General features: G+C 66.3%; 16 protein-coding genes. 12 read left to right on the top strand and 4 right to left on the bottom strand.

The features are described 5' to 3' along the window. Positions 1-38 precede the first annotated feature (38 nt). From DN387_RS25205 to DN387_RS25150, 12 genes are all read left to right on the top strand, one after another. Complete coding sequence (locus DN387_RS25205) at positions 39-1,097, top strand: ATP-NAD kinase family protein (protein WP_043860465.1); 1,059 nt, start codon at positions 39-41, stop codon at positions 1,095-1,097. Between the two features lie 22 nt (positions 1,098-1,119). After that, a complete protein-coding gene (locus tag DN387_RS25200; RefSeq protein WP_254506398.1) occupies positions 1,120-2,097 on the top strand; it encodes a thiamine pyrophosphate-dependent dehydrogenase E1 component subunit alpha in 978 nt (325 codons plus the stop codon). Between the two features lie 39 nt (positions 2,098-2,136). Next, complete coding sequence (locus tag DN387_RS25195) at positions 2,137-3,156, top strand: alpha-ketoacid dehydrogenase subunit beta (protein WP_043860467.1); 1,020 nt, start codon at positions 2,137-2,139, stop codon at positions 3,154-3,156. Next, positions 3,153-4,259, top strand: coding sequence for an acetoin dehydrogenase dihydrolipoyllysine-residue acetyltransferase subunit (locus DN387_RS25190; RefSeq protein ID WP_254506396.1), 1,107 nt, complete (start codon positions 3,153-3,155; stop codon positions 4,257-4,259). Before DN387_RS25195 ends, DN387_RS25190 begins: the two co-directional genes overlap by 4 nt. Positions 4,260-4,483: 224 nt before the next feature. Beyond that, a complete protein-coding gene (gene prmA / locus DN387_RS25185) occupies positions 4,484-5,362 on the top strand; it encodes a 50S ribosomal protein L11 methyltransferase (RefSeq protein ID WP_043860469.1) in 879 nt (292 codons plus the stop codon). Between the two features lie 40 nt (positions 5,363-5,402). Beyond that, positions 5,403-6,734 carry a DUF3426 domain-containing protein gene (locus DN387_RS25180; RefSeq protein WP_054916143.1) on the top strand — a complete coding sequence of 444 codons (1,332 nt, stop codon included), beginning with the start codon at positions 5,403-5,405 and terminating at the stop codon, positions 6,732-6,734. Positions 6,735-6,941: 207 nt separating this feature from the next. Then, positions 6,942-7,955, top strand: coding sequence for a tRNA dihydrouridine synthase DusB (gene dusB, locus DN387_RS25175; RefSeq protein ID WP_043860471.1), 1,014 nt, complete (start codon positions 6,942-6,944; stop codon positions 7,953-7,955). Further along, complete coding sequence (gene fis / locus DN387_RS25170; protein ID WP_003186237.1) at positions 7,952-8,272, top strand: DNA-binding transcriptional regulator Fis; 321 nt, start codon at positions 7,952-7,954, stop codon at positions 8,270-8,272. Before dusB ends, fis begins: the two co-directional genes overlap by 4 nt. 82 nt (positions 8,273-8,354) lie before the next feature. After that, positions 8,355-9,962, top strand: coding sequence for a bifunctional phosphoribosylaminoimidazolecarboxamide formyltransferase/IMP cyclohydrolase (gene purH / locus DN387_RS25165; RefSeq protein WP_054916144.1), 1,608 nt, complete (start codon positions 8,355-8,357; stop codon positions 9,960-9,962). Positions 9,963-10,143: 181 nt separating this feature from the next. Then, entirely contained in the window at positions 10,144-11,439 is a 1,296-nt protein-coding gene (gene purD, locus DN387_RS25160; RefSeq protein WP_054916145.1) for a phosphoribosylamine--glycine ligase, read from the top strand. Positions 11,440-11,531: 92 nt separating this feature from the next. Further along, positions 11,532-14,309: a hybrid sensor histidine kinase/response regulator gene (locus DN387_RS25155; protein WP_043860474.1), complete on the top strand. Its 2,778-nt coding sequence runs from the start codon at positions 11,532-11,534 to the stop codon at positions 14,307-14,309. A 39-nt stretch (positions 14,310-14,348) separates the two neighbouring features. Continuing rightward, positions 14,349-14,945 (top strand): MarC family protein, encoded by a 597-nt coding sequence (locus tag DN387_RS25150; protein ID WP_043860475.1) that lies wholly within the window; start codon positions 14,349-14,351, stop codon positions 14,943-14,945. A gap of 3 nt (positions 14,946-14,948) precedes the next feature. Here the strand turns inward: DN387_RS25150 and DN387_RS25145 are convergent, their stop codons facing one another. From DN387_RS25145 to cobJ, 4 genes are all read right to left on the bottom strand, one after another. Further along, positions 14,949-15,602: a hypothetical protein gene (locus tag DN387_RS25145; RefSeq protein ID WP_054916146.1), complete on the bottom strand. Its 654-nt coding sequence runs from the start codon at positions 15,600-15,602 to the stop codon at positions 14,949-14,951. Then, complete coding sequence (locus tag DN387_RS25140) at positions 15,589-16,314, bottom strand: hypothetical protein (protein ID WP_054916147.1); 726 nt, start codon at positions 16,312-16,314, stop codon at positions 15,589-15,591. The genes DN387_RS25145 and DN387_RS25140 overlap by 14 nt, the downstream gene beginning before the upstream one ends. Before the next feature lie 55 nt (positions 16,315-16,369). Then, complete coding sequence (locus tag DN387_RS25135) at positions 16,370-17,161, bottom strand: hypothetical protein (protein WP_043860478.1); 792 nt, start codon at positions 17,159-17,161, stop codon at positions 16,370-16,372. 128 nt (positions 17,162-17,289) lie between these two features. Continuing rightward, on the bottom strand, positions 17,290-18,163 hold an 874-nt coding region (gene cobJ / locus DN387_RS25130), incomplete at its 5' end, for a precorrin-3B C(17)-methyltransferase (protein WP_254506394.1).

The raw sequence follows: 18,163 nt of genomic DNA, 5'->3' as shown, positions 1-18,163 counted from the left end.
TTGCTCCAACCCTGGTACACAAGAACCAGAGGTGCGCCATGAGCCATCCCGCCCCCACCGTGGGCATCATCGTCAACCCGGCCTCGGGCCGCGACCTGCGCAGGCTTACCGCCAGCGCCGGCCTGTACTCCAGCACCGACAAGGCCTCGGCCGTGCAACGCTTGCTGGCCGCCTTCGCCGCCACCGGCATCCGGCGCGTGCTGCTGCCGCCGGACATGACCGGCATCGCCGCCGCCGTGCTCAAGGCCAGCAACGGCCCACAGGCCGCCGGCCAGCGCTGGCCGCAACTGGACATCCTCGACATGCCGCTGCGCCAGACCGTGGAGGACACCCGCCTGGCCGCGCGCCAGATGCTCGCCCGCGGGGTCGCACTGATCGCCGTGCTCGGCGGCGACGGCACCCATAAGGCGGTGGCCGCCGAGGTCGGCGACATTCCGCTGCTGACCCTTTCCACCGGTACCAACAACGCCTTCCCCGAATTGCGCGAGGCCACCAGCGCCGGGCTGGCCGGCGGGCTGTTCGCCGCCGGGCGCATCCCGGCCCAGGTGGGCCTGCGCCGCAACAAGCGCCTGCTGGTGCGCGACCCGGCGCGGGAGCTGTGCGAATGGGCGCTGGTGGAAGTCGCGGTGTCGCCGCAGCGCTTCATCGGCGCCCGCGCCCTGAGCCGCGCCGAAGACCTTGCCGAAGTCTTCGCCACCTTCGCCGAACCCCATGCCATCGGCCTCTCGGCGCTGTGCGGGCTGTGGTGCCCGGTGTCGCGCCACGCCGCCGAAGGGGCCTGGGTGCGTCTTAACGGCCAGGCCGAACAGGCGCTGCTGGCGCCGCTGGCCCCTGGCCTGGTGCAAGGCTGCGGCATCACGGCCGCCGGCCCGCTGGCACCGGGCGTCGCCTACTCCCTGAGCCTGTCCAGCGGCACCCTGGCGCTGGACGGCGAGCGCGAGATCGAGTTCAGCGAGCACGACCGCCCCACCGTCACCCTCGACGCCCACGGCCCCCTGAGCATCGACGTGGAGGCCGTACTGGCCTTCGCCGCCCGCCATCGCCTGCTGGCGGTAGGCCGCGAACACCCGCAACACCCTGCGCACCCTCAGTGCTGAGACAACCCTGGAGAACAACAAGATGTCCACTCACCTGAACACCGAGCAACTCCTGCATGCCTACCGGGTCATGCGCACCATCCGCGCCTTCGAAGAGCGCCTGCACATCGAGTTCGCCACCGGCGAGATCCCAGGCTTCGTGCACCTGTATGCCGGCGAAGAGGCGTCGGCCGCCGGGGTCATGGCGCACCTGCGCGACAGCGACTGCATCGCCTCCAACCACCGCGGCCACGGCCACTGCATCGCCAAGGGCGTGGACGTGCACGACATGATGGCCGAGATCTACGGCAAGAAGACCGGCGTGTGCGGCGGCAAGGGCGGCTCGATGCATATCGCCGACCTGGAAAAGGGCATGCTCGGCGCCAACGGCATCGTCGGCGCCGGCGCGCCCCTGGTGGCCGGCGCTGCCCTGGCGGCCAAGCTCAAGGGCACCGATGACGTGGCCGTGGTGTTCTTCGGCGACGGCGGCTCCAACGAGGGTGCGGTGTTCGAGGCCATGAACCTGGCCGCGATCATGAACCTGCCGTGCATCTTCGTGGCCGAGAACAACGGCTACGCCGAGGCCACCGCCTCCAACTGGTCGGTGGCGTGCGACCACATCGCCGACCGCGCCGCCGGCTTCGGCATGCCCGGTGTGACCATCGACGGCTACGACTTCTTTGCCGTGCACGAGGCGGCCGGCGCCGCCATCGAGCGTGCCCGCAGCGGTCAGGGCCCGTCGCTGGTGGAGGTCAAGCTGACCCGCTACTACGGCCACTTCGAAGGCGACGCGCAAACCTACCGCGCCCCGGACGAGGTGAAGAACCTGCGCGAAACCCGCGACTGCCTGATGCAGTTCCGCCAGCGCACCACCCGCGCCGGTCTGCTCGGCGACGCCCAGCTGGACCTGGTGGATGCCCAGGTCGAGGACCTGATCGAAGACGCCGTGCGCCGCGCCAAGTCCGACCCCAAGCCCCAGCCTGCCGACCTGCTCAGCGACGTGTACGTCGCCTACCCCTGAGCACGCTGCCCATACAACAAGAACAATCGGAGAATCATCATGGCGAGAAAAATCAGCTACCAGCAGGCCATCAACGAAGCCCTGGCCCAGGAAATGCGCCGCGACCCCACGGTGTTCATCATTGGCGAGGACGTCGCCGGCGGTGCCGGTGCACCGGGCGAGAATGACGCCTGGGGCGGTGTGCTCGGCGTCACCAAGGGCCTTTACGGGCAGTTCCCCGGCCGCGTACTGGACGCGCCGCTATCGGAAATCGGCTATGTGGGCGCAGCGGTCGGCGCCGCCACCCAGGGCCTGCGCCCGGTGTGCGAACTGATGTTCGTCGACTTTGCCGGCTGCTGCCTGGACCAGATCCTCAACCAGGCAGCCAAGTTTCGCTACATGTACGGCGGCAAGGCGGTCACCCCGCTGGTGATGCGCACCATGGTCGGCGCCGGCCTGCGCGCCGCCGCCCAGCACTCGCAGATGCTCACCTCGCTGTGGACCCACATCCCGGGCCTGAAGGTGGTGTGCCCGTCGTCGCCGTATGACGCCAAGGGCCTGCTGATCCAGGCGATCCGCGACAACGACCCGGTGATCTTCTGCGAGCACAAGCTGCTCTACAGCCTGCAGGGCGAAGTGCCGGAAGAGGTCTACACCGTGCCGTTCGGCGAGGCCAACTTCATGCGTGACGGCGACGACATCACCCTGGTGACCTACGGTCGCATGGTCCACCTGGCCATGGAGGCGGCGGCCAACCTGGCGCGCCAGGGCATCGACTGCGAGGTGCTCGACCTGCGCACCACCAGCCCGATGGATGAAGACAGCATTCTCGAAAGCGTGGAAAAGACCGGCCGCCTGGTGGTGATCGACGAAGCCAACCCGCGCTGCTCGATGGCCACCGACATCAGTGCGCTGGTGGCGCAGAAAGCCTTCGGCGCACTCAAGGGCCCGATCGAGATGGTCACTGCGCCGCACACCCCGGTGCCGTTCTCCGACGCGCTGGAAGACCTCTACATCCCCACCGCCGCCAAGATCGAGGCTGCCGTGCACACAGTGATGAAAGGGAGGGACGCGGCATGAGCCAGATCCATACCCTGACCATGCCCAAGTGGGGCCTGTCGATGACCGAGGGGCGCATCGACACCTGGCTCAAGCAGGAAGGCGAGCACATCAGCAAGGGCGACGAGGTGCTGGACGTGGAGACCGACAAGATCTCCAGCAGCGTCGAGGCCCCGTTCAGCGGCGTGCTGCGCCGTCAGATCGCCAGGCCCGACGAAACCCTGGCAGTGGGGGCGCTGCTGGCCGTGGTGGTCGAGGGCGAGGCCAGCGACGCGCAGATCGATGCGGTGGTGCAGCGCTTTCAGGCCGATTTCGTGCCTGGTGACGGCGCCGAGCAGGACAGCGGCCCGGCGCCGCAGAAAGTCGAGCTGGACGGGCACCGGGTGCGCTACTTCGACCTCGGCGAAAGCGGTACGCCGCTGGTGTTGATCCACGGCTTCTGCGGCGACCTTAACAACTGGATGTTCAACCACCCGGCGCTGGCCGCCGAGCGCCGGGTGATCGCCCTCGACCTGCCCGGGCATGGCGAGTCGGGCAAGCACCTGCAACGCGGCGACCTGGATGAGCTGAGCCAGAGCGTGCTGGCCCTGCTCGATCACCTGGACCTGGGGCGCGTGCACCTGGCCGGGCACTCCATGGGTGGTGCGGTGGCCTTGAACCTGGCGCGGCTGGCACCTGCGCGGGTGCAGTCGCTGAGCCTGATCGCCAGCGCCGGGCTGGGGCGCGAGATCAATGGCGGCTACCTGCAGGGCATCGTTGCGGCGGCCAACCGCAACGCCCTGAAGCCGCAGATGACGCAGCTGTTCTCCGACCCCGGGCTGGTGACCCGGCAGATGCTCGAGGACATGCTCAGGTTCAAGCGCCTGGAGGGGGTGGACGAGGCCCTGCGACAACTGGCCGACGCACTGGCCAGCGACGGCGTGCAGCGTCACGACCTGCGCCCGGTGGTGGCGCAGCAGCCGACGCTGGTGCTGTGGGGCAGCGATGACGCGATCATCCCGGCCACCCATGTGGACGGCCTGCCAGCCGAGGTGGCGATACTGCCGGGCCAGGGGCACATGGTGCAGCTGGAAGCGGCCGAGCAGGTCAATGCGCGACTGCTGGCGTTTTTGCGCGGGCACTGACCAGCACCGGTTTGTCTCTCGAGGGCTGCTCTGCAGCCCGATCGCGGGTCAAGCCCGCTCCCACAGGGATCACTGCCGTCTCTGTGGGAGCGGGCTTGACCCGCGATCACGCCAGTACAGACACTGCAGCGCCCCCGATACAAACCCCTCGCACTCAAGTAAACTGGCGCGCTTCGCGCAGCCCCCAGCGGCTGCCCTCCACGAATTACCCAAAGGTGCCCGCCATGCCCTGGCTGCAAGTACGTCTGGCCATCAGCCCGGAACAAGCCGAAACCTACGAAGATGCCCTGCTCGAAGTCGGCGCCGTCTCCGTCACCTTCATGGACGCCGAAGACCAGCCGATCTTCGAACCGGACCTCAACACCACCCCGCTGTGGTCGCACACCCACCTGCTGGCCCTGTTCGAAGCCGACGCCGAACCCGAGGCAGTGTTTGCCCACCTGCAACTGCTGACCGGGGCCGCCCTGCCCGAGCACCAGGCCGAAGTGATCGAAGACCAGGACTGGGAACGCAGCTGGATGGACAACTTCCAGCCCATGCGCTTCGGCCAGCGCCTGTGGATCGTGCCCAGCTGGCACGCCGCCCCCGAGCCGGACGCCGTCAACCTGCTGCTCGACCCGGGCCTGGCGTTCGGCACCGGCACCCACCCGACCACCGCCCTGTGCCTGGAATGGCTCGACGGCCAGGACCTGAACGGCACTGAAGTACTCGACTTCGGCTGCGGCTCGGGCATCCTCGCCATCGCCGCGCTGCTGCTGGGCGCACGCAAGGCAGTGGGCACCGACATCGACGTGCAGGCCATCGAGGCCTCGCGCGACAATGCCGGGCGCAACGGCATCGCCGACGCGCTGTTCGACCTGTACCTGCCCCAGGACATGCCGGCCATGCAGGCCGACGTGCTGGTAGCCAACATCCTCGCCGGCCCGCTGGTCTCGCTGGCCCCGCAGCTGTCCGGCCTGGTACGCCCCGGCGGCCTGCTGGCGCTGTCGGGCATCCTCGCCGAACAGGGCGATGAAGTGGCCGCCGCCTACGCCAAGGACTTCGACCTGGACCCGATCGCCGTGCGCGATGGCTGGGTACGCATCAGTGGTCGCCGGCGCTAACTGCGCCTAGACTACAACTCTGCACAACCCGGACCGCCGCATGACCGACAGTTTCGTCACCCAGTGCCCGCATTGCCAGACCAGCTTTCGCGTCAGCCACACTCAATTGAGTGTGGCCCGCGGGGTAGTGCGCTGCGGCAATTGCCTGCAGGTATTCAACGCCGCCAAGCAGCTGCTGGAGCAAAGTGCAGCGCAACAGGCGCTGCAGGTCGCCCCCGCGCTGCCGCCGGCAACGCCGTTGCCTGCGCCGGTGGCCGAACCCGAACATGCACCGCAGCCAGCGCCGCCGGCCCCCGCGCCGATCAGCCAGCGCGAATGGACGGCCAGCGCGCTGGACGTCGACCTCGACCAACTGGACCTCGACCAGGAACTCGCCCGCCTGGAGCAACGCGAAATCCAGCCGATCAGCGAGTTCAAGCGCAGCCAGGCCGAAGACTTCGACCTGGCGCCACGCCGCGAGGACAGCCTCAGCGCCCAGCGCGACGGCCCGGACGACACCTCGTACACCGACAGCCTGTTCAGCAGCCCGGCCGACGAACGCGAAGCCCAGGCAACGCCGCAGCCGCCGCTGGTCGACGAACCCGTCCCGGCTGTCGTGGCGCTGCCGGGCGAGCGCACCGAACCCTCGCTGTCGCTGGACCTGGACGGCCTGGATGACGAGCCCCCGCTGCGCGAGCAGCCCCTCCACGACCCCGACGTGGTGGCCGAGCACCTGTCGGCACGCGACCCGGGTGATGAGCCCGATACGCCGGACCCGGCGCTCGACGACGCCCCGAATACCCGCCACGAACCCGACCTTGGCCCGATGGCCGCACGCTCGCCGCGCAAGCCGGCGCTGGTCGACATCGTCGACGACCCGCTGCAGCTCGACTGGCAGAAGCCGCGCAGCCACTGGGGCCGGCGCCTGCTGTGGGCGCTGCTGACTCTGCTGGCAGGCGCGGCACTGGCTGGCCAGTACATCGCCTATCACTTCGACGAACTGGCCCGCCAGGACCAGTACCGCCCCTGGTTCCAGCAGCTGTGCCCGCAACTGGGCTGCGAAGTGCCTTCCAAGGTCGACATCGCCCGCATCAAGAGCAGCAACCTGGTGGTCCGCAGCCACCCGGACTTTGCCGGCGCGTTGATCGTGGACGCGATCATCTACAATCGTGCGCCCTTCTCGCAGCCATTCCCGCTGCTGGAGCTGCGGTTTGCCGACCTCAACGGCCAACTGATCGCCAGCCGTCGCTTCAAGCCCGGCGAGTACCTGAGCGGCGAGCTGGCCGGCAAGGCCGAAATGCCCAGCCAGACCCCGATCCACATCGCCCTGGACATCCTCGATCCGGGCCCGAAGGCGGTCAACTACAGCCTGAGCTTCCGCTCGCCGGAGTAAACCCAGCGACCAGCGGCAAGCTTCAGGCGGCAAGAGAAAAGCGCGGTATCACGCCACTCCTGCTTTTGGCTGGGGCTTGAAGCTTGTCGCTTGCCGCTCAAACTGTTCATATTTTATCCAGATCGACCTTTATCCGGTCACCGAGAGCGGGTATCATGCCCACCCTTTTTCGAACTCTAAGATCGGCCCCCACAACAGGGAACTCCTATGTCGGCGGTACGCATCGGCCCATACACACTGCAGAACGCCCTGATCCTTGCCCCGATGGCCGGGGTCACGGACCAGCCTTTTCGTCAGCTGTGCCGACGAATGGGCGCAGGCCTGGTGGTGTCCGAAATGGTCAGCAGCGACATGAGCCTGTGGAACAGCCGCAAGTCGCGCCTGCGCATGATTCACGATGGCGATCCCGAGCCCCGCTCGGTGCAGATCGCCGGCGGTGACGCGCAGATGCTCGCGGCCGCGGCCCGGGCCAATGTCGAGGCCGGCGCGCAGATCATCGATATCAACATGGGCTGCCCGGCAAAAAAAGTCTGCAACAAAGCTGCAGGCTCTGCTTTATTGAAGGATGAAGTGCTGGTCAACGAGATCCTCCAGGCGGTGGTCGCCGCCGTGGACGTACCCGTTACCCTCAAGATCCGCACCGGCTGGGACCGGGACAACAAGAATGGCCTGACCGTGGCGAAGATCGCCGAGCAGGCAGGCATTCAGGCACTGGCCGTACATGGCCGCACCCGTGCCGACCTGTACACCGGCGACGCCGAGTACGACACCATCGCCGCCATCAAGCAGGCGGTGTCGATACCGGTATTTGCCAATGGCGACATCACGTCGCCGCAAAAGGCCCGACAGGTGCTCGACGCCACCGGCGCCGACGGCCTGCTGATCGGCCGCGCCGCCCAGGGGCGGCCGTGGATCTTTCGCGAGGTCGAGCACTACCTGCGCACCGGCGAGCTGTTGCCGGCACCGCAGTTGGCTGAAGTGGAACGAATTCTGCTGGAGCACCTGGCCGCGCTGCACGCCTTCTATGGCGATGTGATGGGTGTGCGTATCGCCCGCAAGCATGTGGGCTGGTACCTGGCAACGTTACCGGGCGCCAGGGAGTTTCGCGCCCGCTTCAATGGTTTGGAAGAAACACACGCGCAGTGCGCCGACGTTCGCGAGTTTTTCCGCGAACGTGAACAGAGCCTTGAGACAGAGGACGGACAAGGGGTGGCCGCATGACGATGATGACCGAGACTTTAGTGAGTGGAACAACGCCCGTGAGCGACAACGTCAACCTGAAACAGCACCTGAACACCCCGAGCGAAGAGGGCCAGACCCTTCGCGGGAGCGTGGAGAAGGCGCTGCACAACTACTTTGCGCACCTCGAGGGCGCTGCTGTCACGGACGTGTACAACCTGGTGCTCTCTGAAGTCGAGGCACCCTTGCTCGAAAGCGTGATGAACTACGTCAAGGGCAACCAGACCAAGGCCAGCGAGCTGCTGGGGCTCAACCGGGGCACCTTGCGCAAGAAGCTCAAGCAGTACGATCTGCTGTAACAACGAATCCACACCAGAAAAGGCGGCTCCCATTCGATGAGGTCGCCTTTTTTGCTGACTCCACCGCGTTATGGAATCTGAAATGACCGACCAGACTACCCGCCTGCCGATCCGCCGCGCCTTGATCAGCGTTTCCGACAAGACCGGAATCCTCGAATTCGCCCGTGAGCTGCAACAGCTCGGCGTCGAGATCCTGTCCACCGGTGGCACCTTCAAGTTGCTCCAGGACAATGGCGTCGCCGCGGTGGAAGTTGCCGACTACACCGGCTTTGCCGAAATGATGGACGGCCGGGTCAAGACCCTGCACCCCAAGATCCACGGTGGCATCCTCGGCCGTCGCGGTACCGATGACGCCATCATGGCCGAGCACGGGATCAAGCCGATCGACCTGGTCGCCGTCAACCTGTACCCCTTCGAAGCCACCATCTCCAAGCCGGGCTGCGACCTGCCGACCGCCATCGAGAACATCGACATCGGCGGCCCGACCATGGTTCGCTCGGCGGCCAAGAACCACAAGGACGTGGCCATCGTGGTCAACGCCAGCGACTACGGCCAGGTACTCGAGAGCCTCAAGGCCGGTGGCCTGACCTACGCCCAGCGCTTCGACCTGATGCTCAAGGCGTTCGAGCACACCGCCGCCTACGACGGCATGATCGCCAACTACATGGGCACCGTGAACCAGTCGGCCGACACCCTGAGCACCGAAGACCGCAGCCAGTTCCCGCGCACCTTCAACAGCCAGTTCGTCAAGGCCCAGGAAATGCGCTACGGCGAGAACCCGCACCAGAGCGCGGCGTTCTACGTCGAGGCCAAGCCGAGCGAGGCCGGCATCGCCACCGCCACCCAGCTGCAGGGCAAGGAGCTGTCGTACAACAACGTGGCCGACACCGACGCCGCGCTGGAATGCGTCAAGAGCTTCGTCAAGCCGGCCTGCGTGATCGTCAAGCACGCCAACCCGTGCGGCGTGGCCGTCAGCCCGGACGCCGAGGGCGGCATCCGCCAGGCCTACGAGCTGGCCTACGCCACCGATATCGAATCAGCCTTCGGCGGCATCATCGCGTTCAACCGCGAGCTGGATGCCGAAACCGCCAAGGCCATCGTCGAGCGTCAGTTCGTCGAAGTGATCATCGCCCCGAGCGTGAGCGAAGAAGCCCGCGCCGTGGTGGCCGCCAAGGCCAACGTGCGCCTGCTGGCGTGCGGCCAGTGGTCGGCCGAGCGTGCCGCTGCCTGGGACTACAAGCGCGTCACCGGCGGCCTGCTGGTACAGAGCCGCGACATCGGCATGATCACCGAGGGCGACCTGAAGGTGGTGACCAAACGTGCGCCGACCGAGCAGGAAATCCACGACCTGATCTTCGCCTGGAAAGTGGCCAAGTACGTCAAGTCCAACGCCATCGTCTATGCCAAGAACCGCCAGACCATCGGTGTCGGCGCCGGCCAGATGAGCCGCGTGAACTCGGCGCGCATCGCCGCGATCAAGGCCGAGCATGCCGGCCTGCAGGTACAGGGTGCGGTCATGGCCTCGGATGCGTTCTTCCCGTTCCGCGACGGTATCGACAACGCGGCCAAGGTGGGTATCACTGCGGTGATCCAGCCAGGCGGTTCGATGCGTGATGCCGAGGTGATTGCCGCGGCCGACGAAGCCGGCATCGCGATGGTGTTCACCGGCATGCGCCACTTCCGTCACTGACCAACAGAAAAGGTGCAGACATATCCCTGTGGGAGCGGGCTTGACCCGCGATGCGAGCGACGCGGTACTTCCTGATCGCGTGGCCCCCATCGCGGGTCAAGCCCGCTCCCACAGGACCTCGCTCTTGCAATGACCTGCACAGAACAGCACTCATCCGAATTAGCGTCATCGAGGTTTTGACATGAACGTTTTGATCATCGGTAGCGGCGGCCGCGAACACGCCCTGGCCTGGAAAGTTGCCCAGGACCCTCGCGTCGAGACTGTCTTCGTCGCCCCCGGCAACGCCGGCACCGCCACCGAAGCCAAGTGCAAGAACGTCGACATCGACGTCACCGCCCTGGAGCAACTGGCCGACTTCGCCGAGAAGAACGTCGCCCTGACCATCGTCGGCCCCGAGGGCCCGTTGGTGGCCGGCGTGGTCGACCTGTTCCGCAGCCGCGGCCTGGACTGCTTCGGCCCCACCAAGGGCGCGGCGCAGCTGGAAGGCTCCAAGGCCTTCACCAAGGACTTTCTGGCCCGTCACAAGATCCCGACCGCCGACTACCAGAACTTCACCGAAGTGGAGCCGGCCCTGGCCTACCTGCGCGAAAAAGGCGCACCGATCGTGATCAAGGCCGACGGCCTGGCCGCGGGCAAGGGCGTGATCGTCGCCATGACCCTGGCTGAAGCCGAGGACGCGGTACGCGACATGCTCGCCGGCAATGCCTTCGGCGACGCCGGTTCGCGCGTGGTCATCGAAGAGTTCCTCGACGGCGAGGAAGCCAGCTTCATCGTCATGGTCGACGGGCAGAACGTGCTGCCGATGGCCACCAGCCAGGACCACAAGCGCGTCGGCAACGCCGACACCGGCCCCAACACCGGCGGCATGGGCGCCTACTCGCCAGCCCCGGTGGTCACTGCCGAGGTCCACCAGCGCGTGATGGACCAGGTGATCTGGCCGACCGTCAACGGCATGGCTGCCGAAGGCAACGTGTACACCGGCTTCCTGTATGCCGGGCTGATGATCGACAAGGCCGGCAACCCCAAGGTCATCGAGTTCAACTGCCGCTTCGGCGACCCGGAAACCCAGCCGGTGATGCTGCGCCTGGAATCGAGCCTGGTGCTGCTGATCGAAGCGGCGTTCGCCAAGGCCCTGAACAAGGTCGAAGCGCAGTGGAACCCGCAGCCGAGCCTGGGCGTTGTACTGGCCGCCGGCGGCTACCCGGGCGACTACGCCAAGGGCGCACCGATCAGCGGCCTGGACGCCGCAGCCAAGCTCACCGGCAAGGTTTTCCATGCCGGTACCGCCCTCAAGGACGGCCAGGTGGTCACCAGCGGTGGTCGCGTACTGTGTGCCACTGCCCTGGGTGAGACCGTCGAAGCCGCGCAGCAGCAGGCCTACCGCCTGGCCGCCGAAATCGAGTGGGACGGCAGTTTCTACCGCACCGACATCGGCTACCGCGCCATCGCCCGTGAACGTGGCGAGCACCAGGAGTAAGCTGACACGGCAAGGCTCCAAAGGGGCCTTGCCTTCGGCTTGGCACGCCGCGCATAGTTGCAAACCGGCATTTGGCTAGGAAGGGATATCTCGTGCGTTGGCTCAGGATTGCCATTGGACTCACCGTCAGCCTGCTGACTCTGCTCTGCCTGTTCCCGGCCACGGCCGATTCGGGCAGTGGGTGGTCGGTATTGCTCGACGATCAGGCCAACCTGCAACTGAGCGACATCCGTTCCGAGCGTTACCGTAACCAGTTCAGTCCAATCGAGCTCAACCAGCTCGATGCCGCCGAGCCCCAGCAGGCGCTCTGGCTGCATTACCACCTGCCCCCACACCAGCCCGAACAGGTACTGCGCCTGTTCGCCCCGGACCTGTCGCACCTGAACCTGTATGTGGTCGACGGCGCCCGGCTGATCGAGCAGTCCCACAACGGCCGCCCGGACACCAACGGCCCGGTGAGCCTGACCACCAACGATCACCTGCTGGCGGTGCCGAGCAGCGACCAGGCCCAGGACCTCTACCTGCGGCTGGTCTCCGAGCACCAGCTGCGGCCCGGCATCAGCCTGATGCCCGCCGTGAGCGCCGCCGCCGACCAGCGCCAGCCACTGCTGTTCGGGTTGCTGTTCGGCTGCATGGGCATGCTGATCCTGCACAACCTGGTGCGCTTCGGCTATTCGCGCTCCACCAGCAGCCTGTGGCTGGCCGGCTACCACAGCCTGATGCTGCTCAGCGCGCTGATCCTGCTCAACCTGAGCGGGCCGTGGAACCTCTGGCAGACCTCGCAGACCCCGGCCGCCTACCTCACCGCCCTGCTCGCCAGCCTCTGCGGGCTGGCCTTCACCCTGCGCTTCTTCGCCCCCCTGCAGCAGCCGCGCCTGGCCCGCCTGCTGCAAGGCGAGATCCTGCTGATCGCCATCGGCGGCCTGTTGCTGCTGTTCGTCGACACCTTGCCGTTGAACCTGGCCACCTACGCACTGGTGGCCCTGGCCAGCCTGAGCATGCTGATCACGGCCGTTTGCCACTGGGTGCGCGGCTTCGCTCCGGCGCGCCTGTTCAGCCTGGCCATGCTGGTGTTCAACCTGGGCTGCCTGGTGGTGCTGCCGGCGCTGCTGGGCCTTACCCGCACCCCCACCGAATGGCTGCTGTTCATTCTGCTGGGGTTCACCGCCTTCACCGGCCTTCTGCTCAACATGGCCCTGGGCGAGCGCCTGCGCAGCATCAGCGAGGCGCGCTTCAGCGCCAGCCGCGAGCTGGCCGCCAGCACCGCCGAAATCAACGCCAAGGCAGAGTTTCTGGCACGCATCAGCCACGAGATCCGCACCCCGATGAACGGTGTGCTGGGCATGACCGAACTGCTGCTGGGCACCCCGCTGTCGGTCAAGCAGCGCGACTATGTGCAGACCATCCACAGTGCCGGCAACGAGCTGCTGACCCTGATCAACGAGATCCTCGACATCTCCAAGCTCGAGTCCGGCCAGATCGAGCTGGATGACGTGCAGTTCGACCTCAACGCCCTGATCGAGGACTGCCTGAGCATCTTCAGGGCCAAGGCCGAACAGCAGAACATCGAACTGATCAGCTTCACCCAGCCGCAGGTGCCGCGGGTCATCAGCGGTGATCCCACGCGCCTGCGCCAGGCCCTGCTGAGCCTGCTGGAAAACGCTCTGAAAAAGACCGAGCAGGGCGAAATCCTGCTGGTGGTGGCACTGGACCAGCGCGGCAGCAGCCCGCGCCTGCGCCTGGCCGTGCAGGACAGCGGCGAACCGATCCCGCCCAGCGAGCGCGAGGCACTGCTGCAGGCCGAGTTGCACAGCGAGCACGTGCTGTCGAGCAACAAGCTCGGCGGCCTGCTGGGCCTGGTGATCGCCAAGCAACTGATCGCCCTGATGCAGGGCGAGTTCGGCATCAAGACCAGCCACAACCAGGGCAACACCCTGTGGATGACCCTGCCGCTGGACCCGCAGCGCCTCGAACAGCCCGCCGCCGACCTCGACGGCCCGCTGCGCGATGCCCGGGTGCTGGTGGTGGACGACAACGACACCTGCCGCAAGGTGCTGGTGCAGCAGTGCAGCGCCTGGGGCATGAACGTGAGCGCCGTGCCCTCGGGCAAGGAAGCCCTGGCCCTGCTGCGCACCAAGGCGCACCTGCGCGACTACTTCGATGCCGTGCTGCTCGACCAGAACATGCCCGGCATGACCGGCATGCAACTGGCCGCCAAGATCAAGGAAGATCCGAGCCTGAACCACGACATCCTGATCATCATGCTCACCGGCATCACCAATGCGCCGAGCAAGGTCATCGCCCGCAACGCCGGGGTCAAGCGCATCCTGGCCAAGCCCGTGGCCGGCTACACCCTCAAGACCACCCTGGCCGAAGAGCTGGCCCAGCGCAGCAAGGGCCAGATGCTCGGCATGCAGCCGCCCAGCCTGGCCACCCCGCTGGACGTGCCCGCCGACTTCCGCATCCTGGTGGCCGAAGACAACAACATCTCCACCAAGGTGATCCGCGGCATGCTCGGCAAGCTCAACCTGGAGCCCGACACCGCCAGCAACGGCGAGGAAGCCCTGCAGGCCATGAAGGCGCAGCGCTACGACCTGGTGCTGATGGACTGCGAGATGCCGGTGCTGGACGGCTTCTCGGCCACCCAGCAGCTGCGCGCCTGGGAGGCGGTCAGCCTGCGCCCGCGCACGCCGGTGGTGGCGCTGACCGCGCACATCCTGGCCGAGCACAAGGAGCGCGCACGCCAGGCCGGCATGGACGGGCACATGGCCAAGCCGGTGGAGCTGTCGCAACTGCGCGAACTGATCGAATACTGGGTGGCCCACCGCAAGCCCCACGAGCAGCCCGACAACGCGCCTGTCCCCCACTGATACACTTGCCCAACGCCCCCTTTGCCGCGAGCCCACGCCATGCTCCATGAGTTGTTCAGCGTCTACCTGAAGATGCTCGTGCTCTACAGCCCGTTCTTCGTCCTGTCCTGCTTCATCAGCCTGACCCGCGGCCACTCCAGCAAGGAGCGCAAGCAGCTGGCCTGGCGCGTGGCGCTGGCGGTACTGATCGCCAGCGTGCTGCTGTACCTGTTCGGGCGGGCAATCTTCGGCATCTTCGGCATCACCCCCGACGCGTTTCGCATCGGCGCCGGCAGCGTGCTGTTCATCTCGGCGCTGGGCATGGCCCAGGGCAAGTCGGCGGTCAACACCGACAACGTGCAGCAGGACGTGACCATCGTGCCGTTGACCATCCCGCTGACCGTCGGCCCCGGCACCATCGGTGCGCTGCTGGTGATGGGCGTCAGCCAGCCGCACTGGGACGACAAGCTGCTGGCCATCGTGAGTATCGCCCTGGCCAGCTTCACCGTTGGCCTGGTGCTGTTTCTGTCGCACCGCATCGAACGGCTGCTTGGCGACCAGGGCCTGCAGATCGTCAGCCGGCTGATGGGCCTGTTCGTGTGCGCCCTGGCGGCGCAGATCATCTTCACCGGGATCAAGGGCTACCTGGTGCTCTAGCCCCTACCGGTCCTGGAAGAAACCTTCCGAGAGTGCCCGGGTCTGGGCCAGTACGAACGTGCGATGGCTCGCGTACGCCTGGCGATCGAACAGGTAGCAGCCACCATGGGGCGTCAGGGTCACGTAGCGCCGGTAGGTATCGGTCAGAAAGCCGTGTTCGACGTCCACTTCAAAGCGCATCACCAGCCCGCAGAAACACAGCATGGGCTGGTTGCGTCGATCGGTGAAACAGGGCGTGACCTTGCAGTGCATGGCCTTCTCCACGTCGCGCCTGGGCATGGCCGAAGACTCGAAGTGGCGCCGGGCCTTGGTCTCCAGGTCGAGGTCGCGCAGCGACTGGCTGATCACCTGGTGAAACAGCACCTCGGCGTCCCGCTGTACCACCGTGACCTCGAAGGCACGCACCTGCGCCAGGTCGTGGGCAGCCGTGGACACCGACGACAGAAAGCTGATCAGGCGGCAACCATGCCGCAGCAGGCAGGCATGGTGGAACTCATTCCAGGCCTGCGGCGAGGCATGCTGACCAACCGCTTTGCTGGCGTACATCTCGGCGTACACCATCAGGTCCATCATGTCCTGCATGTCGGCAGGGTCCATGCCATCACCGAACGACACCCGGTTGTCGCCGATCACCTGCGAACGCTCAGTGGAGGTCATGGGTGCCCCCTTGCAGCGAGCAGTCGGCCTTGGCCTTGGCCTGCGGCACCACCCGCCTGAGCACAACGGCATCGTCCTCCAGGGCTGCCACCGTCATGTCGCGCAGTCGCGCATAGCGCGCAACCGACAACTGCTTGTGGCTGTAGAAGAACAGCGCGTCGCCCGGGCTGTCGACCCCGCAGAACGTCTGGTGCAGAAAGTCCTGCTGAAGCGGCACCACCAGCGCCAGGCTCACAAACAGGCTGAACACCTGGTCTGGCGCAGTACACGCACTGAGCTGGAAGTTGATCGCCGTGCGCTGGCTGGCCTGGCTGTGCGCGAGCACCTGGGCACGAAACAGCTGGCGCGCCGGGTGCTCGTAGGCCAGTTCGCAAATCTGCTCCAGCATGTCGGTCATCTGCCGCACGATGGCCGCAGGCAACTTCTTCTTCAGGTGCCTGGTCACCAGCGCGACGATGCTCAGGTCATCCAGGCCGGCGAACCTGGATACATCGGACTGCACGGTCTGGGTGCTCCACATGAGCTGGCCCAGGCCGTCCACATTGCGCTTGAACCAGGCCCGGGGGTTGGCGGTGACCAGGCCGTCCTGGTTGGCCGACACCTGCGCCAGCAAGTTGGAGTTCAATACATCATCCCTGTCCGGTGCGCTCAACCCGCCGGGAAATGAAATCAGCTGCGCACCATTGACCCATGTCTCGTACTGCATTGCCATGCCTCGACTCCTTGAGGATAGCGGCACCGGCGCCTTGACACCGGTGCCGGTAGAATTACTTCTTCTTGATTTTCCTGAAGAAGTTATCCGAGGAAATACCCATGTAGTCGTGGATGTCGTCTTTGTTGCGCTGATAGACACGTTCGTTCCAGTTGACCATGGTGGCCACCTGAGTGATGTCCATGGTTTCGTTGTCCCACTTCCAGAACAGTGCGCCGCCCTTGTCGGTACGCTTGTTGTATTCAAGCCCGATGAACAGTGTCACGGCTTCGCCGTTATCCGTTTCAAGGCACGGCAGAATGCGGCAACTGTCCTTGCTCGCGCCGGTGCTGTTGTTGTTGAACAGGGTGATCATGTCCTCGTCGCCCTTGAGCTTGTCGAGGGCCCTGGAAACCAGCGGGATCATGGCGGCTGCGTTGCCACCGGCCACCGAGGCGACGATTTCCAGCACCACGCTGTCCATGGTGATGTCGCGCTTGCTGGTGTTGTAGCTCTGACGGTCCGAACTGGTCATGAACCAGCCGGCGTGCAGCATGGCCTCCCGGTAGGCTGCCAGCCATTGCAGGGGCTGCTCCTGGATACTGCCCGAGGTGTTGGCCACCATCTCGGCGAACAGGGTGGCGTCCTTGGCCATCTGGCGCTTGTCCGCCGACAGCTTGTCGGCAAAGGTCAGAATCGTCGGGCCTTCGCTGGTCATCAGTGCCACTTCGCCCGTTTCGTCATCGAGCCCTTCACTGGCCAGCAGCCCGCGCATGGACAGCGGCGAATGCTGAAGATCCGGTACTTCCAGGTTGCTGAAGAATTCAGCGCTTTTTTCCGCGCAGGGAAACACAGTCGAGTTATCCATAACATCATCCTTGTTCAGTTTTGGTTTGCCGCGGCACAGCCAGGCCACTGCAAACTATCACCGGGCCTGCATGAAAAAAGGTGCGCCCGTTTCCAGGCGCACCTTTTTTTCCCTACGAGACCCTGTGGCTATCCAGGGCGGCCGGCGCCATACCAACGCGGCGTGTACACCCACTCGCCACCGTCGGCACGCGCGAAGGTGCAGGTGGTGGACGACCCCACCAGCACCATGGTGCGCATGTCCACCTGCTCTGGCGTCAGCTCGCCCAGGGTCAGGGTGCGCAGGGTCTGGCCGGGGCGGCCGATGTCACGGCCCAGCACCACCGGGGTGGCTGGCGTTCGGTGCTGGCGCACGATCTCCAGGGCACGCCCCAGCTGCCAGGGCCGCGAGCGCGAGATCGGGTTGTAGAAGGCCAGCGCCAGGTCGGCCTGGCAGGCGAGGTCCAGGCGTTTCTCGATGATGTCCCAGGGCTTGAGGTTGTCCGACAGCGACAGCACGCAGAAGTCATGCCCCAGCGGCGCACCGGCCTGCGCGGCGGTGGCCAGCGAGGCCGAGACGCCCGGCAGCACCTGCAGCTCGACGCTGTGCCACTGCGGGTCCGTCGACTCGTGCAGGGCTTCGAGCACCGCCGCTGCCATGGCGAACACGCCCGGGTCGCCCGACGATACCACCACCACCGAGCGGCCTTGCGCGGCCAGCTCGAAGGCATGCCGTGCGCGCTGCATTTCTTCGCGGTTGTCGGTGCAGTGCAGCACCTGATCGGCGCGGAACGGGCCGGCCATGCGCACATAGGTTTCATAACCCAGCACGTCATTGGCGCGTGCCAGCTCGGCCTTGACCGCCGGCACCATCAGGTCGGCGGCGCCCGGGCCCAGGCCGATCACCGCCAAGCGGCCACGGGCGCGCCCGATCCGTTGCGGGTCGATCGGCTGGCCGGCCACCGCAATCGCCACGCCCTCGCCTGCGCACTGCGGCGCCAGCAACTGCGGCCAGGCCTGCGCG

Origin of the sequence: Pseudomonas sp. FBF18 (genome assembly GCF_024261405.1) — a bacterium.
Taxonomy (GTDB): Bacteria; Pseudomonadota; Gammaproteobacteria; order Pseudomonadales; family Pseudomonadaceae; genus Aquipseudomonas; species Aquipseudomonas palmensis.
Note: the sequence above shows the minus strand (reverse complement) of the source record. Positions and strands in the feature narration are given on the sequence as shown.

Excerpts from the sequence above, each read along its gene's own strand:
- DN387_RS25150 (WP_043860475.1), top strand. The coding sequence starts at position 14,349 with ATGCTCCATGAGTTGTTCAGCGTCTACCTGAAGATGCTCGTGCTCTAC.
- purD (WP_054916145.1), top strand. The coding sequence starts at position 10,144 with ATGAACGTTTTGATCATCGGTAGCGGCGGCCGCGAACACGCCCTGGCC.
- DN387_RS25205 (WP_043860465.1), top strand. The coding sequence starts at position 39 with ATGAGCCATCCCGCCCCCACCGTGGGCATCATCGTCAACCCGGCCTCG.
- DN387_RS25195 (WP_043860467.1), top strand. The coding sequence starts at position 2,137 with ATGGCGAGAAAAATCAGCTACCAGCAGGCCATCAACGAAGCCCTGGCC.
- fis (WP_003186237.1), top strand. The coding sequence starts at position 7,952 with ATGACGATGATGACCGAGACTTTAGTGAGTGGAACAACGCCCGTGAGC.
- DN387_RS25180 (WP_054916143.1), top strand. The coding sequence starts at position 5,403 with ATGACCGACAGTTTCGTCACCCAGTGCCCGCATTGCCAGACCAGCTTT.
- DN387_RS25145 (WP_054916146.1), bottom strand. The coding sequence starts at position 15,602 with ATGACCTCCACTGAGCGTTCGCAGGTGATCGGCGACAACCGGGTGTCG.
- DN387_RS25135 (WP_043860478.1), bottom strand. The coding sequence starts at position 17,161 with ATGGATAACTCGACTGTGTTTCCCTGCGCGGAAAAAAGCGCTGAATTC.
- DN387_RS25200 (WP_254506398.1), top strand. The coding sequence starts at position 1,120 with ATGTCCACTCACCTGAACACCGAGCAACTCCTGCATGCCTACCGGGTC.
- DN387_RS25190 (WP_254506396.1), top strand. The coding sequence starts at position 3,153 with ATGAGCCAGATCCATACCCTGACCATGCCCAAGTGGGGCCTGTCGATG.
- purH (WP_054916144.1), top strand. The coding sequence starts at position 8,355 with ATGACCGACCAGACTACCCGCCTGCCGATCCGCCGCGCCTTGATCAGC.
- dusB (WP_043860471.1), top strand. The coding sequence starts at position 6,942 with ATGTCGGCGGTACGCATCGGCCCATACACACTGCAGAACGCCCTGATC.
- DN387_RS25140 (WP_054916147.1), bottom strand. The coding sequence starts at position 16,314 with ATGGCAATGCAGTACGAGACATGGGTCAATGGTGCGCAGCTGATTTCA.
- prmA (WP_043860469.1), top strand. The coding sequence starts at position 4,484 with ATGCCCTGGCTGCAAGTACGTCTGGCCATCAGCCCGGAACAAGCCGAA.